General features: G+C 55.6%; 12 protein-coding genes and 1 tRNA gene. 1 reads left to right on the top strand and 12 read right to left on the bottom strand.

From position 1 onward, the window contains the following. Positions 1-257: 257 nt before the first annotated feature. Positions 258-1,363, bottom strand: a protein-coding gene (locus MUU53_RS21735) for an IS3 family transposase (RefSeq protein ID WP_247262733.1) whose coding sequence is annotated in 2 segments (ribosomal slippage) — positions 258-1,111 and positions 1,111-1,363 — 1,107 coding nt in all. Because the reading frame shifts where the segments join, the coding sequence is not laid out codon by codon here. A gap of 179 nt (positions 1,364-1,542) precedes the next feature. Here MUU53_RS21735 and MUU53_RS21730 point away from each other — a divergent pair. Further along, complete coding sequence (locus tag MUU53_RS21730; protein ID WP_247262732.1) at positions 1,543-1,836, top strand: transcriptional regulator; 294 nt, start codon at positions 1,543-1,545, stop codon at positions 1,834-1,836. 120 nt (positions 1,837-1,956) lie between these two features. Here MUU53_RS21730 and rpoC read toward each other — a convergent pair whose 3' ends face one another. From rpoC to MUU53_RS21675, 11 genes are all read right to left on the bottom strand, one after another. Then, positions 1,957-6,168 carry a DNA-directed RNA polymerase subunit beta' gene (gene rpoC, locus MUU53_RS21725; protein WP_247262731.1) on the bottom strand — a complete coding sequence of 1,404 codons (4,212 nt, stop codon included), beginning with the start codon at positions 6,166-6,168 and terminating at the stop codon, positions 1,957-1,959. 175 nt (positions 6,169-6,343) lie between these two features. Beyond that, positions 6,344-10,483 (bottom strand): DNA-directed RNA polymerase subunit beta, encoded by a 4,140-nt coding sequence (rpoB, locus tag MUU53_RS21720; protein WP_247262730.1) that lies wholly within the window; start codon positions 10,481-10,483, stop codon positions 6,344-6,346. A 260-nt stretch (positions 10,484-10,743) separates the two neighbouring features. Next, the gene (rplL, locus tag MUU53_RS21715; RefSeq protein ID WP_062553868.1) at positions 10,744-11,121 is read right to left on the bottom strand and encodes a 50S ribosomal protein L7/L12; all 378 of its coding nucleotides are present in this window, start codon (positions 11,119-11,121) and stop codon (positions 10,744-10,746) included. A 60-nt stretch (positions 11,122-11,181) separates the two neighbouring features. After that, the gene (rplJ, locus tag MUU53_RS21710) at positions 11,182-11,700 is read right to left on the bottom strand and encodes a 50S ribosomal protein L10 (protein ID WP_062553867.1); all 519 of its coding nucleotides are present in this window, start codon (positions 11,698-11,700) and stop codon (positions 11,182-11,184) included. A gap of 348 nt (positions 11,701-12,048) precedes the next feature. Next, positions 12,049-12,744, bottom strand: a complete 696-nt coding sequence (gene rplA, locus MUU53_RS21705) for a 50S ribosomal protein L1 (RefSeq protein ID WP_165136226.1) — start codon at positions 12,742-12,744, stop codon at positions 12,049-12,051. 2 nt (positions 12,745-12,746) lie between these two features. Next, the gene (rplK, locus tag MUU53_RS21700) at positions 12,747-13,178 is read right to left on the bottom strand and encodes a 50S ribosomal protein L11 (RefSeq protein WP_062553865.1); all 432 of its coding nucleotides are present in this window, start codon (positions 13,176-13,178) and stop codon (positions 12,747-12,749) included. A gap of 143 nt (positions 13,179-13,321) precedes the next feature. Further along, the gene (nusG, locus tag MUU53_RS21695; RefSeq protein WP_062553864.1) at positions 13,322-13,852 is read right to left on the bottom strand and encodes a transcription termination/antitermination protein NusG; all 531 of its coding nucleotides are present in this window, start codon (positions 13,850-13,852) and stop codon (positions 13,322-13,324) included. Between the two features lie 16 nt (positions 13,853-13,868). After that, positions 13,869-14,069 carry a preprotein translocase subunit SecE gene (gene secE, locus MUU53_RS21690; RefSeq protein ID WP_062553863.1) on the bottom strand — a complete coding sequence of 67 codons (201 nt, stop codon included), beginning with the start codon at positions 14,067-14,069 and terminating at the stop codon, positions 13,869-13,871. A gap of 183 nt (positions 14,070-14,252) precedes the next feature. Next, positions 14,253-14,328: transfer RNA gene (locus MUU53_RS21685), tRNA-Trp, on the bottom strand. A 212-nt stretch (positions 14,329-14,540) separates the two neighbouring features. Continuing rightward, positions 14,541-15,311 carry a glycosyltransferase family 2 protein gene (locus MUU53_RS21680; protein WP_247262729.1) on the bottom strand — a complete coding sequence of 257 codons (771 nt, stop codon included), beginning with the start codon at positions 15,309-15,311 and terminating at the stop codon, positions 14,541-14,543. A gap of 355 nt (positions 15,312-15,666) precedes the next feature. Continuing rightward, positions 15,667-15,740 (bottom strand): EF-Tu C-terminal domain-related protein (locus MUU53_RS21675; RefSeq protein ID WP_140021467.1); only part of this gene is annotated, 74 nt, incomplete at its 5' end.

The following is a 15,740-nucleotide window of genomic DNA, read 5'->3' as shown; positions in this document are numbered from 1 at the left end:
AAATCAGCTTTGAATCCGATTTGCGCTCTTTTGGGAATCCCAATCCTTAAATCATCACCACGACCTAGCTGATGCGGTTGTTTGTGTTGTGGATAAATTGCGCCGCAAGTTGTGCAAGGCACCTCGGTGCAAGAAACTGCGCGAACAACGCGAGACGTCTTCATGGATCCCAAGAGACTGCTAAATCTACTCACAGAGCTAGAAAAGCGTGAAGTGCTCCCCGATTTTGGTCCATTGGGAGCTGGAATTTTCCGGGGTTAAGGCTCGGGTCGGCGGGGTGCCGATGAGCCGTTCATGAGCAAAATCGGCACCTTGTTGCCGATCGCGCTGTGTGGCCGGAATTCATTGTAGTCTCTACGCCAATCCTCCATCTTTGCCCGTGCGTCGTCAAGGCTCATGAACCAATGGGCGTTCAGGCATTCGGCGCGGAACTTGCCGTTAAAACTCTCTATGTAGCTGTTGTCGGTCGGCTTACCAGGTCGCGAGAAGTCGAGCACGATGCCCTTGTGATAGGCCCAGAGATCAAGATCTCGCGAGACGAATTCACTGCCATTATCGACGAGGATCGACGTTGGATACCCGACCTGCCGGCGCACCCGCTCAAGCGTCTGAACCACATCCTCACCTTTGTAATTGAAGCGTGCATCGACCGCCGGCGAGAAGCGGGAGAAGGTATCGACGACCGTCAGAACCCTGATCTTGCGGCCGGTAGCCACTTGGTCATGAACGAAATCCATGGCCCAGACATGGTTGGAGTGCGTTGGCTCCGTACGGTCGGCCCGCAGCTTCGCCTTGACCCGGCGCTTGGGAACCTTGTTGCGGAGTTGAAGGTCCATCTCCTTGTAAAGGCGATAGATTCGCTTTGGATTGACCGCCCATCCTTCACGTTTGATCAGGATATGAACGCGACGATAGCCGTAGCGTACTCGCGTTTGACAGATGTCCTTGATCTTCAGCTTCAGTTCGGCCTGCTCACCGCGCCTGGACTTGTAGACATAAAGCGACCGGTCGACTTTCAACACCGAACATGCACGCCGGATCGAAATCTTCCAGTCTGCCTTTATCGTGTCGACAAGCTTGCGCTTGCGGGCAGGCCTCAGAGCTTTTTTGACAGCACATCCTGCAGCATCGCCTTGTCCAGGGAAAGGTCCGCCACAATCCGCTTCAGCTTGGCGTTCTCCTCCTCAAGCTGGCGTAGTCGCTTCATCTCTGAAGGCATCAGGCCAGCGTATTTTTTGCGCCAGTTGTAAAACGTCGCGTCCGAAATGCCGGCTTTGCGGCACACCTGACCGATCGGCGTCCCATCCTCCGCCTGCTTCAAAACAAACGCGATCTCCGCTTCCGAAAACTTCGAGGCCTTCATCGAATTCTCCTCTTCTTCCCATCAGGGATCATAAGTGGAAAATTCCAGTTCAAAATGGCCTGATTTAACGGGGGCACGTCACGGTTACAATATACATACAAATGGCCGTGGTAATCAGCCACTCTTAGCTGTAATGCGAAGACGACTCACTCAATGCAACCGTGCTGGAGGTTTGCCACATGATCACGGAACCAGATAACGACAACAAGTCCGATAAGCCAATGGTCTTCATCATTGTGGGCAAGGGATACGAGGCAAAGGAAAGTGAGGGAATTGAACTTCACATCCTGCTTCGAGCTCCCGACGATGATACAGCAGTACGGGAAGCCCTGAACGCTCTCTCCGAGGAAGGATTTATGGAGGCCGATCTCGATCAAATCGGCATCATCACCGAAGAGCCGATCGAGGAACCACACGCCTCTGCCTATCAGGGTGCGCTGGAAGGCGAAGTGTCGATTATTCGCTTCGACTGATGTCGCAATCACGGTCATGATAAAAAGGCGCCTGGAATATCCGGGCGCCTTTTGTACTTTGATACTAGACATATGCGGTGGCAGTGAGTGTCGGCGCTGCTCGCCGACACTCGAACCTGCTTACTCACCAGCCGGCAGGTTTTCGTCAGACAGTTCCTGCAGCATCGGTGTTGCCACACCCGCGCCGGTGCTCTTACGACGCTCATCAAGGATCATCTCGTCACGCGAAGTAGCGATCCGGCGGATCTGCGTCATCGTGCCGCCGGTACCAGCCGGGATCAGGCGACCAACGATAACGTTTTCCTTGAGGCCCTGCAGCGTGTCCATCTTGCCCGCGATGGCAGCTTCCGTGAGAACCTTTGTGGTTTCCTGGAAGGATGCCGCGGAGATGAAGGACGGCGTCTGAAGCGATGCCTTTGTGATACCCAGCAGAACCGGATCGCCGTAAGCTGGCTTCTTGCCCTCTTCCGCCAGACGCTCGTTAACCTCATCAAGCTCGATGCGATCAACGTTGTCGCCGACGATGTACTGGCTGTCACCAGAATCTGTGATCTCAACCTTCTGAAGCATCTGGCGAACGATAACTTCGATGTGCTTGTCGTTGATGACAACGCCCTGCAGACGATAGACTTCCTGGATTTCGTTCACGAGGTAAGAAGCCAAAGCTTCCACGCCCTTGATCGCCAGAATGTCGTGCGGCGCAGGATTGCCGTCGAGGATGTAGTCGCCCTTCTCGATGTAATCGCCGTCCTGCAAGTGGAAAGGCTTGCCCTTCGGGATCAGATATTCGACCGGCTCCACACCGTCCTCAGCAGGTTCGATCATAACGCGACGCTTGTTCTTGTAGTCGCGACCGAGGCGGATTGTACCATCAATCTCAGCGATGATGGCGTGATCCTTCGGACGACGCGCTTCGAACAGTTCGGCCACACGCGGCAGACCACCGGTGATGTCCTTCGTCTTTGCGCTTTCCATCGGTACGCGGGCGAGAACATCGCCCTGGCTTACCTTCTGGCCCGGCTCTACCGAAAGAATGGCATCAACCGAAAGCATGTAGCGCGCGTCACCACCGCGCGGCAGCTTCTGGATATTGCCACTCGCGTCCTTGAGGACGATTGCAGGCTTGAGGTCTGTACCGCGAGGGGTCGAACGCCAATCAATAACCTGACGCTTCGTGATACCGGTGGATTCGTCCGTCGATTCCGAAACGGAGATCGAGTCAACGACATCCTCGAACTGGATGGTACCGGATACTTCCGTCAGCATCGGACGTGTGTACGGATCCCACTCAGCCAGACGCTGACCGCGCTTCACCTTGTCGCCGTCATCAACGAACAGCTTCGATCCGTAAGCAACGCGCTGCGATGACCGCTCCACGCCACGCTCGTCCAGAATCGTGACTGCCATGTTGCGGCCCATGGCAACGAGGTTGCCATCCGAGTTACGCAAAGCATTGCGGTTCTTGATCTGGATCGTACCTTCGTAAGACGCTTCCAGGAACGACTGGTCGACCACGTTAGCCGTACCACCAAGGTGGAACGTACGCATGGTTAGCTGCGTGCCTGGCTCACCGATGGACTGAGCAGCGATAACGCCGACGGCCTCACCCATGTTGACCGGTGTACCACGTGCCAGATCTCGACCGTAGCAGACCGAGCACACACCTGTCTGGACTTCGCAGGTCAGAGCAGAACGGATACGGACGGACTGGATACCAGCCTTTTCGATTTCGATGACGTCAGGCTCCAGGATCATCTGGCCAGCCTTGACCAGATTTTCACCAGTGACCGGGTTATCGATATCGTCAAGCGCCGTACGGCCCAGGATGCGTGCACCCAGAGACGCAACAACCTGACCGGCATCGACGATTGCCGTCATCGTAAGACCCTTGTCGGTTCCGCAGTCAACTAGATTGACAATGCAGTCCTGTGCCACGTCGACGAGACGACGGGTCAGATAACCGGAGTTCGCGGTCTTAAGTGCCGTATCTGCCAGACCCTTACGGGCACCGTGAGTCGAATTGAAGTACTCGTTAACGGTCAGGCCTTCCTTGAAGTTCGAGATGATCGGGGTTTCGATGATTTCGCCAGAAGGCTTCGCCATCAGACCACGCATCCCGCCAAGCTGACGCATCTGGTTCGGAGAGCCACGAGCACCGGAGTGCGACATCATGTAGATCGCATTCATTGGCTTCTGACGACCGGTTTCAGGGTCGAATTCCACCGCCTTGATGCGTGCCATCATGTCTTCAGCAACCTTCTCGGTTGCCTTGCCCCAGGCATCAACGACCTTGTTGTACTTCTCACCCTGGGTGATCAGACCGTCGTTGTACTGCTGCTCGTATTCCTTCACCAAGGTCTCGGTATCGCCGACGATCTTCGCCTTCGTTTCCGGGATGATCATGTCGTCCTTGCCGAACGAAATACCGGCGCGGCAAGCATGGGTAAAGCCGAGCTGCATGATACGATCGCAGAAAATGACCGTGTCCTTCTGACCGCAATGGCGATAGACCGTATCGATCATCTTGGAGATGTTCTTCTTGGTCATTTCCTGATTGCATATGTCGAAAGGAACATTGACGTTCTTCGGAAGAAGTTCGCCAATGATCATGCGACCGGGTGTGGTTTCATAGATCTTCGAGACCGGATTGCCATCCGCATCCACGGTCTTGAACCGACCCAGGATTTTGGCATGCAGGGTTACAACCTTGTTTTCCAGCGCATGGTGCAGTTCGCCCATATCGGAGAAGGCCATACCCTCGCCCGGCTCTTTCTGGTTCTGGATCGACAGATAGTATAGACCGAGAACCATGTCCTGCGACGGAACAATAATCGGCGCACCGTTTGCCGGATGCAGAATGTTGTTCGTCGACATCATGAGCACGCGCGCTTCAAGCTGGGCTTCCAGCGAAAGCGGTACGTGAACAGCCATCTGGTCACCGTCGAAGTCGGCATTGAAGGCGGTGCAGACGAGCGGATGCAGCTGGATAGCCTTGCCCTCGACCAGGATCGGTTCGAAAGCCTGGATACCAAGACGGTGAAGCGTCGGTGCGCGGTTCAGGAGAACAGGATGCTCGCGAATGACCTCGTCGAGGATATCCCAGACTTCCGGCTTTTCCTTTTCAACCAGCTTCTTGGCCTGCTTGACCGTTGAAGAGTAACCCTTCGCGTCAAGACGGGCGTAAATGAACGGCTTGAACAGCTCGAGCGCCATCTTCTTTGGAAGACCGCACTGGTGCAGCTTCAGCTCCGGACCTGTCACGATAACAGAACGGCCGGAGTAGTCGACGCGCTTGCCGAGCAAGTTTTGGCGGAAGCGGCCCTGTTTACCCTTCAGCATGTCCGACAGCGACTTCAGCGGGCGCTTATTGGCACCGGTGATGACGCGACCACGACGGCCGTTGTCGAACAGCGCGTCCACAGATTCCTGCAGCATGCGCTTTTCGTTGCGGATAATGATGCCCGGTGCGCGCAGCTCGATCAAGCGCTTCAGACGGTTATTACGGTTGATGACGCGGCGATAGAGATCGTTCAGGTCAGACGTCGCAAAACGACCGCCATCCAACGGCACCAGCGGACGCAGGTCCGGCGGGATGACGGGAACGACCTTCATGATCATCCATTCAGGACGATTGCCAGACTCGATGAAGTTCTCAACAATCTTGAGGCGCTTCATGAGCTTCTTCTGCTTCAGATCGGACGTCGTGTCTGCAAGATCCGAACGCAAATCACCGGCCAGCTTCTCGAGGTTCATCGATGCGAGCATCTCGTAGATCGCCTCAGCGCCAATCATGGCGGTGAACTGATCTTCGCCATACTCGTCGATCGCCAGCATATATTCTTCTTCAGAAAGAAGCTGGTTTTCCTTGAGCGCCGTCAGGCCTGGCTCAGTAACGATGTAGTTCTCGAAGTAGAGAACGCGTTCGACATCTTTCAGCGTCATGTCCAGCAACGTCGAGATACGAGAAGGCAGAGACTTGAGGAACCAGATATGAGCAACAGGCGCGGCGAGCTCGATATGCCCCATGCGTTCGCGGCGAACGCGCGACAACGTCACTTCGACGCCGCACTTTTCGCAGATGATACCCTTATACTTCATGCGCTTGTACTTACCGCAAAGGCATTCATAGTCCTTGATCGGACCAAAGATGCGCGCGCAGAACAGGCCGTCGCGCTCCGGCTTGAACGTACGATAGTTGATGGTCTCCGGCTTTTTGATTTCGCCGTAGGACCAGGAGAGAATCTTCTCGGGCGACGCGATCGAGATACGGATCGAGTCGAAATGCTGCGCAGGAACCTGCGGATTGAAAAGATTCATGACCTCTTGGTTCATGCCTATCTCCTTATGGGGCCTAAGCCCTCAATATGCGATTTGTGCAACCAATAGAACCCGGGGCGGCCACACATCGCCAAAAACGGTCATAGCCGCAAAATGCGGCGATTTTCCTCTCCTACCGTCTCGGCAGGCAGAGGATGGCGCGCGCAAGCGGCGCGCGCCTCGTTTTTAATTATTCAGCCGCGTCAGGAAGCTGACCGGAACCATCCGCCGCGTCGAGTTTGGAGTTTTCAAGCTCCACTGACAGACCGAGCGAACGCATTTCCTTGACGAGAACGTTGAAGCTTTCCGGAATACCGGCTTCGAAGGTGTCGTCACCACGGACAATCGCTTCGTAAACCTTGGTACGACCGGCAACGTCGTCAGACTTGACGGTCAGCATTTCCTGCAGGGTGTAGGCAGCGCCGTATGCTTCGAGAGCCCAGACTTCCATTTCCCCGAAGCGCTGACCACCGAACTGAGCCTTACCACCAAGCGGCTGCTGGGTGACGAGTGAGTAAGGGCCAATCGAGCGAGCATGGATCTTGTCGTCGACCAAGTGGTTCAACTTGATCATATACATGTATCCGACAGTCACCTTGCGGTCGAAAGGCTCACCGGTACGTCCGTCATAAAGAACGGACTGACCCGACTCATGGAGACCCGCCTTCTTCAGCATCGCAGCAACATCAGGCTCGTGCGCACCGTCGAAAACCGGCGTGGCGATGGAAACACCACGTTTGGCTTCTTCAGCGAGCTTGACGAGCGAGTCGTCGTCGAAACGAGCGACTTCGTCATGCGACTCACTCGCATAGATCTCCGTCAACTCGTTGCGCAGCTCAGTAATATCCATCGTCTTGCGATACTCTTCGAGCATCTCGCCGATCTTTTTACCCATGCCCGCGCAAGCCCAGGCCAGATGCGTTTCCAGGATCTGACCAACGTTCATGCGCGACGGGACGCCGAGCGGGTTCAAGCAGATGTCAACATGCGTGCCATCTTCCAGGAACGGCATGTCTTCAACCGGAACGATGCGGGATACAACACCCTTGTTTCCGTGACGGCCGGCCATCTTATCGCCTGGCTGGATCTTGCGCTTCACGGCCACGAAGACCTTGACCATCTTCATGACGCCCGGAGGCATTTCGTCGCCGCGCTGGACCTTTTCGACCTTATCCATGAAACGCTGTTCGAGGCGAGACTTGGATTCGTCGTACTGACCACGCAGAGCTTCAATCTCGGCCTGGACCTTTTCGTCCTCAACCGCAAACATCCACCACTGCGAACGCGGATATTCCGAAACGATCGCGTTGGAAAGCTCGACGCCCTTCTTGAAGCCCTTCGGACCGGCGACGGACAGCTGTCCACGAAGCATGTCGATCAAACGACCATAGACGTTACGATCAAGGATCGCCTGCTCGTCATCACGGTCCTTCGCGAGGCGTTCGATTTCCTCACGCTCGATCGCCATCGCACGTTCATCCTTTTCAACGCCGTGGCGGTTGAAAACTCGAACTTCAACGACGGTACCGAAGGTACCAGGCGGCATGCGCATCGAAGTATCGCGAACGTCGGAAGCCTTTTCACCGAAAATGGCGCGAAGAAGCTTTTCTTCCGGTGTCATCGGGCTTTCGCCCTTCGGCGTGATCTTGCCGACGAGAATATCGCCAGGCTGAACTTCCGCACCGATGTAAACGATACCAGCTTCGTCGAGGTTCTTCAGCGCTTCTTCCGAGACGTTCGGAATGTCACGCGTGATTTCTTCCGGTCCGAGCTTCGTGTCACGTGCCATGACTTCGAATTCTTCGATATGGATCGATGTGAATACATCGTCGGAGACGATGCGTTCAGACATCAGGATCGAGTCTTCGTAGTTATAGCCGTTCCAGGGCATGAACGCGACGAGCGCGTTACGACCCAGCGCCAGATCGCCAAGATCCGTCGACGGACCATCGGCGATAATATCACCGCGAGAAATCACATCGCCGACCGTTACCAGCGGACGCTGATTGACGCAGGTGTTCTGGTTGGAGCGCTGGAACTTCTGGAGGCGATAGATATCAACACCTGACTTGCCAGCATCCAGATCTTCCGTCGCACGAATAACGATACGCGTTGCGTCGACCTGATCTACCACACCACCACGGCGGGCCGCGATGGCAGCACCGGAGTCGCGTGCAACGACAGGTTCCATACCGGTTCCGACAAACGGCGCTTCAGCTCGTACCAACGGCACGGCCTGACGCTGCATGTTCGAGCCCATGAGAGCGCGGTTGGCGTCGTCGTTTTCAAGGAACGGAATGAGAGCCGCTGCGACCGAAACCAGCTGCTTCGGCGAAACGTCCATCAGGTTGATGTTGTCGCGCGGGGCAAGCATAACTTCGCCGGAGTGACGGCAGACAACGAACTCGTCCGCGAAAGCACCGTCCGACGTCAGTGTCGCATTGGCCTGAGCGACGTAGTACTTCGCTTCTTCCATTGCCGACAGATAGATAACGTCGTTCGTCACCTTGCCATCGACAATCCTGCGGTACGGGCTTTCAATGAAGCCGTACTTGTTGACGCGAGCAAAGGTTGCGAGCGAGTTGATCAGACCGATGTTCGGGCCTTCCGGCGTTTCGATCGGGCAGATACGGCCATAGTGCGTCGGATGAACGTCGCGAACCTCGAAGCCCGCACGTTCACGTGTAAGACCACCTGGACCAAGAGCCGAGAGACGACGCTTGTGGGTGATTTCCGAAAGCGGGTTTACCTGGTCCATGAACTGCGACAGCTGCGAGGAACCGAAGAATTCGCGAACGGCGGCGGCGGCAGGCTTCGCGTTGATCAGATCCTGCGGCATGACCGTATCGATCTCGATCGACGACATGCGCTCCTTGATCGCACGTTCCATGCGCAGCAAGCCGAGACGATACTGATTTTCCATCAACTCGCCGACCGAGCGAACACGACGGTTACCGAGGTTGTCAATGTCGTCAATCTCGCCCTTGCCGTCACGCAGTTCGACAAGCATCTTGACGACGGCCAGGATGTCTTCCTTCCGAAGCGTGCGGACGGTATCCGGGCAATCCAGATCCAGACGCATGTTCATCTTGACGCGACCAACGGCCGACAGATCGTAACGCTCCGCATCAAAGAAGAGCGAATTGAACATGGCTTCCGCCGACTCCATGGTCGGTGGTTCACCCGGGCGCATGACGCGATAGATGTCGAACAGCGCGTCCTGGCGGTTTTCGTTCTTGTCAGCCGAGAGCGTGTTGCGGATGTAGGCGCCGACATTGATATGGTCGATGCCGAGGACCGGGATTTCGTCGAAGCCGGAATCCAAGATCAGCGCAAGGCTCTTCTCGTCCAGCTCATCACCGGCCTCGAGATAGATTTCACCGGTCTCGTAGTTGACGATATCTTCAGCGAGGAAGTTGCCATAGAGATCGTCGTTCGAAGCCTTGAGAGCCTTGAGACCCTTGTCCGTCAACTGACGAAGCAAACGCGGCGTCAGCTTCTTGCCAGATTCGACGACAACTTCGCCCGTATCGGCGTCGATAAGGTCTGAGAGGGTCTTGGCACCCTTCAACGTCTCAGGCTGGAACGGGATGCGCCAGCCGTCACCATCGCGCTGATAGGAAGACTTGGTGTAGAAGGTCGACAGAATGTCTTCGCCGTCCATGCCAAGCGCCATCAAGAGCGAGGTCACCGGGAGCTTGCGACGACGGTCGATACGCGCATAGACGATATCCTTGGCATCGAACTCGATGTCCAGCCAGGAACCGCGGTAAGGAATCACACGAGCGGCAAACAGCAGCTTGCCGGACGAGTGGCTCTTGCCCTTGTCGTGGTCAAAGAACACGCCTGGCGAACGGTGCATCTGGGACACGATGACGCGCTCGGTACCGTTCACGATGAACGTACCGTTATCTGTCATCAAGGGCATGTCGCCCATATAGACGGACTGTTCCTTGATATCCTTGATCGACTTGGAGCCTGTATCCTCATCAATATCAAACACGATCAGGCGCAGAGTCACCTTCAGCGGCGCGGCATAGGTCAGGTCGCGCTGACGGCATTCTTCCACGTCGAACTTCGGCGGTTCGAATTCGTAGGAGACGAACTCCAGCATTGAAGCGCCAGAAAAGTCCGTGATCGGGAACACGGACTTGAAAACGGCGTTAAGCCCCTCATCGGGGCGCCCACCTGCTGGCTCTTCGACCATCAGGAACTGATCGTAGGATGCCTTCTGGACCTCGATGAGGTTGGGCATCTCAGTGACTTCGGGGATCTTTCCGAAAAACTTGCGTACGCGCCTGCGACCGTTGAACGAAAGGGTCTGAGCCATCGTCGCTCCTTCAAAAAATATGCATCCGGGCCTGCAACGGACGGGTCTCGCTGGCCAGTCGACCCCGTCAGATCAATGGGTGGATCAAACTCGTTTCGCCTATCGAACCGCCAGCCGGATTGCCGTACGCCGCGAAGGGAAACCATCCTCTTGAAGAACCCATTACCCAAAAGCCGTTTCACCGGCTTTTGGGTAATCAGGTCCACAGAAAACGCCAATAAGAGAGGGCGAAAACGCCCTCTCTTACCGAATTTTCGAAATTACTTGACGTCAACCTTGGCGCCAGCGTCTTCGAGCTTCTTCTTGATGTCAGCAGCTTCGCCCTTGGAGACGGCTTCCTTGACAGCCTTCGGAGCGCCTTCGACGAGGTCCTTGGCTTCCTTGAGGCCGAGGCCGGTGATGCCGCGAACTTCCTTGATGACGTTGATCTTGTTGGCGCCAGCGTCAACCAGGATTACGTCGAATTCAGTCTTTTCTTCTTCAACAGCAGCCGGAGCAGCAGCGCCGCCAGCAGCAGCAACAGCTACAGGAGCAGCTGCGGAAACGCCCCACTTCTCTTCCAGCAGCTTGGAAAGCTCAGCAGCTTCCAGAACGGTCAGAGCGGAGAGGTCTTCAACGATCTTAGCGAGATCAGCCATTTTCTTAAGTCCTTTTGTGTTCGGTTCGAACTGGTTTGTTTGTTACAGCGAAAAACCGCCTCAAGCGGCTTCGTCCTTCTTTGCGTAGGCCGCAAAAACGCGGGCAAGCTGTGCTGCCGGTGCCTGAACAACACCTGCAATGCGAGTAGCCGGGGTCTGAATCATACCCAGCAGCTTTGCACGCAGTTCGTCCAGCGAAGGCAGGGTCGCAAGCGACTTGACGCCTTCCGCGTTAAGCGTGGTCGAGCCCATGGCGCCACCGAGAACGACGAGCTTGTCGTTGGTCTTGGCGAAATCCATGACGACCTTCGGAGCCGTAATCGGGTCGGCGCTGTATGCGATCAGCGTCTGGCCCTTGAAGAGATCTACCATCCCTTCGGACTCCGTGCCCTGAAGAGCGATCTTGGCCAGACGGTTCTTCGCGACTTTGACGGTGCCGCCAGCTGCGCGCATCTTCGAACGGAAGTCGTTCATTTGCGCAACTGTAACACCAGCATAGTGGGCCACGACAACCGAACCAGAAGCCTTGAAGACTTCGTTCAGCTCCGTGACGAATTCGCGTTTTTCCGCTCTTTCCACTGTCTGTCTCCAGTTGACAGGACCGATCAAAGGATCGGGACCTGCCGGGTTGCCTTTGCCACTTGGGACCTTATTGCAAGATCCCGAGCAGCGCTCGAGGATCCTGTCCCCCCGCACGTAACCGATATGGCTACGGCACAAGGCACATCAGGTTCGAACCGGAACCCTCAGGGGCGCATCACGCGCGCCTGTCGATAATCCAGATCTTACCCGTCTCATGCAGGTCAAACGATTAAGGTCGAAACCACCCGCAATCTCGGACAGGAATTCCGGGTTTCCCCGGATTTTCCGGGCCCGAAGGCCCGAAAATTCTTTGCGACGGCCAGCAACAAGCCGACCACCTTAAAATCAAGCGAGAACCGTCGAAGGCTCCACGCGCACGCCAGGACCCATGGTCGAGGACAGTGCAACGCGCTTGACGTAGTTGCCCTTGGCGCCAGCCGGCTTTGCCTTGACGACAGCATCAGCGAACGCCTTGATGTTTTCTTCCAGCGCCTTGGCGTCGAAGGAAGCCTTGCCGATACCGGCGTGGATGATACCAGCCTTCTCAACGCGGAACTCGACTGCGCCACCCTTGGAGGCCTTGACTGCGCCTGCGACGTCCATGGTTACCGTACCGACCTTCGGGTTCGGCATCATGCCACGCGGGCCGAGAACCTTACCGAGACGGCCAACGAGCGGCATCATGTCCGGCGTTGCAATGCAGCGATCGAAATCGATCTTGCCGCCCTGAACGATCTCGACGAGATCTTCGGCGCCAACAACGTCCGCACCTGCTGCCTTGGCTTCATCAGCCTTCGCGCCACGAGCGAAAACCGCAACGCGAACGTCGCGACCCGTGCCGTTCGGCAGGTTGACAACACCGCGAACCATCTGGTCGGCGTGACGTGGGTCAACACCAAGGTTCATGGCAATTTCGATTGTCTCGTCGAACTTTGCGGTTGCACGGTCCTTGACGAGAGAGATTGCGTCGGTGAGGGCGATCAACTTGGTAGGATCGATACCTTCGCGAACCTTCTGAATACGCTTTGCTACCTTAGCCATGATCAAGCCACCACTTCCAGGCCCATGGAGCGGGCAGAGCCCTCAACCATCAGCATTGCGCCTTCAACGTCAGCCGCGTTGAGATCCTTCATCTTGGCTTCAGCGATCGCGCGGACCTGAGCCTTTGTGATAGTACCGGCCTTGGCACCCTTACCAGGTGTCTTGGAGCCGGACTGGATCTTTGCTTCCTTCTTCAGCCAGTACGTAACCGGCGGCTGCTTCATAGCGAAGGTGAAGGACTTGTCCTGGTAATAGGTAATGACGACCGGGATCGGCATACCCTTTTCCATTTCCTGCGTAGCGGCATTGAATGCCTTGCAGAACTCCATGATGTTGATGCCGCGCTGACCAAGAGCCGGGCCGATTGGCGGAGACGGGTTTGCCGATCCTGCCTTGACCTGGAGCTTGAGCTGGCCTGCTACTTTCTTAGCCATTTCTCTGCCTTTCCAATTGGACCGGTTACCCGGCCCTCAATGCCAACATGCAAATGCTGGCGGCTGCGGTTGCGTGGTCAGGAACTTGTCGCCCGGCTAAGGCGCCTCCTCCCACGCGCATGGGGAGAACCTCCCCTTCTCGATCAGACCTTTTCGACCTGACCGTATTCCAACTCGACGGGCGTTGCGCGACCGAAGATGGAAACTTCCACCTTGAGGCGCGACCGCTCTTCGTCGACGTCCTGAACGATACCGTTGAACGAGGCGAACGGACCATCAGAAACACGAACCTGTTCACCAATCTCGTAGGAGATGGACGACTTAGGCCGCTCAACACCTTCCTGTACCTGACCGAGGATACGGTCCGCTTCATGGTCCGGAATCGGAACCGGCTTATTATCCGATCCGAGGAAACCCGTCACCTTCGGAGTGTTTTTGATCAGGTGATAAGCTTCGTCCGTCAGGTTGGCGCGGACAAGCACATAACCCGGAAAGAACTTCCGCTCGCTATCGACCTTGCGACCGCGACGAACCTCAACGACCTTCTCTGTCGGCACCAGGATCTTTTCGAAAAGATGCTCAAGCCCCTTCTGGCGAGCCTTCTCCTCGATCGATTCCGCAACCTTCTTCTCAAAATTCGAATAAGCGTGGACGATGTACCAACGTGCCGCCATCTTCATCTCCACTCAATCAAGCGCCGATAGACAGCACGAGGCCAATAAGCCAACCAATCAATTGGTCTGCCGCAAAAAAGAACAGGGCAGCAAATATGACCATGACAAGGACCATTGCCGTGGAGATCATCGTCTCACGACGCGACGGCCATGTAACCTTTGCCGTTTCAGCCCGCACCTGCTGGAGAAACGTAAATGGATTTGTTTTAGATGCCATGTCTGCCCACGCAATTACGGCGCGTAAAGCTGATACTATTCAGCCCCACGCACCGCGTGTCTGTTTGAACCCTACATAAACACCATCTTTCCATCTGACAAGTGGAAAAACAGCATCCGATTAATGCCTTTGTAACGAAACTCCCGATCCGCCTGCTGAATGATTGCGCGCCGATGAAGGGAGTGGCAGGGGCAGAGGGGCTCGAACCCCCGACCTGCGGTTTTGGAGACCGCCGCTCTACCAACTGAGCTATACCCCTATTCCCGTTCTTCAAGGTTGCCCTTGAAAAGCATGGGGCTCCTTTAAGACGACTGACTGGACTTGGCAAGTGGGTTTGTGATTTTCCTCACAAATTCCGGTTTTCTCATGCGATAATTGGTGGAGGACACATCATGGGTGCGCCGTGTTGATCCCGTTGTGCAGTGGAGGCCTTAGACGCGGTCGTCCAAGGCTCAAGTACCCTGATTGGGGTTACTTAAGCCGCTGTTTGCGTCGCAAATGGTCGACTCGACGAATGATCGAATTTTTCCATTTCCGCAGAGTACGCATTGAAAACAATCGATTCACTTTTCCCACAAGGGTGACAACGCTTTTCCGCTCGACAGGCGTATAGTTACTGCGCTCCCAACCGAGATGATCAACGCGAGCGTCGACCAGCCAGCCCATGATTCGGCCCTGATCTTTGTAGTAAAGGCTGAGCGCCGACTCGCTATTGAACGCCGAATAGCCGCCCGGCAGAAGCTTGTAGTCAGACAATCGCTTCACCGTAGGATTGAAAGTGAAGCTGAACCAAACGTGATGAGCCAGTGGACCGACTTTTCGATGGGCAGCCGGTTGTTCGAAAATTGGCAGGCGTCGAATATTCGCAGGCATCTCCTTTTCGGACCTGAGGGAAACGAGAAGCAGGTCACCATCCGCTTTCAGAACATCCAGCGCTTGCCGTACCACGCCGCGCTTGGGAAACTCCCAATCGTCTTCAAGATGGAGAATGTAAGGTGTCGTCACGAAAGCATAGGCTTTATCAATCGATCGGTGCTGGCCGATGTTATTGCCGTTCACAATAAACCTGAGAGGCTGCCCTGGATAACGAGCGGCTATTTGCTCGACCTCAACCTGGTCCGAATCTTCAATGACGATGAATTCATGAAGCGGATAGTCGTTCGAAGCAAAAAAGCTATCGAGGGTCTTCACGAGCAAGTCATGCCGACGACAACTCGTCAAAACCACAGTCAAATCCGACATACGCTTCCCCATCATCCTCACTGGCCGCGCCTTCGCGTAGGATGAGCTTCGGATACTGTCAATTGAATATTGCCAAAGGCGCTTCAAGGTAGTGGCAGAGCGCTCAATTCGAACAATCGTGCGACTCCAATCATCCAAGCGGCCTAGGATATTCGCCTTCAAACGAAAAAACCGGGCGACCGTTTCAGGCCACCCGGTTTTTCAATTGACCATGGTGAGGACATCAAGTCCCCTCACCTTGTCTGATTACTCGATGATCGAAGCAACGATACCGACGCCGCCTGCAAAGCGCGCGCGCGACTTTGCAATCTTTATCAGCGTCGGCAGCTTTCGGATCGCTGCCCCGGACCAACGATTACTCGATGATCGAGGCAACGATGCCGGCGCCGACGGTACGGCCACCTTCGCGGATCGCAAAGCGCAGCTTTT

The sequence above is a fragment of the Affinirhizobium lemnae genome, assembly GCF_022968395.1.
Lineage (GTDB): Bacteria > Pseudomonadota > Alphaproteobacteria > Rhizobiales > Rhizobiaceae > Neorhizobium > Neorhizobium lemnae.
The sequence above is the reverse complement of the archived record's forward strand: the minus strand, read 5'-3'. Positions and strand labels throughout refer to the sequence as shown.

Coding starts and splice junctions, on each gene's coding strand:
- MUU53_RS21730 (WP_247262732.1), top strand. CDS start 1,543: ATGATCACGGAACCAGATAACGACAACAAGTCCGATAAGCCAATGGTC.
- rpoC (WP_247262731.1), bottom strand. CDS start 6,168: ATGAACCAAGAGGTCATGAATCTTTTCAATCCGCAGGTTCCTGCGCAG.
- rpoB (WP_247262730.1), bottom strand. CDS start 10,483: ATGGCTCAGACCCTTTCGTTCAACGGTCGCAGGCGCGTACGCAAGTTT.
- rplL (WP_062553868.1), bottom strand. CDS start 11,121: ATGGCTGATCTCGCTAAGATCGTTGAAGACCTCTCCGCTCTGACCGTT.
- rplA (WP_165136226.1), bottom strand. CDS start 12,744: ATGGCTAAGGTAGCAAAGCGTATTCAGAAGGTTCGCGAAGGTATCGAT.
- rplK (WP_062553865.1), bottom strand. CDS start 13,178: ATGGCTAAGAAAGTAGCAGGCCAGCTCAAGCTCCAGGTCAAGGCAGGA.
- nusG (WP_062553864.1), bottom strand. CDS start 13,852: ATGGCGGCACGTTGGTACATCGTCCACGCTTATTCGAATTTTGAGAAG.
- secE (WP_062553863.1), bottom strand. CDS start 14,069: ATGGCATCTAAAACAAATCCATTTACGTTTCTCCAGCAGGTGCGGGCT.
- MUU53_RS21680 (WP_247262729.1), bottom strand. CDS start 15,311: ATGTCGGATTTGACTGTGGTTTTGACGAGTTGTCGTCGGCATGACTTG.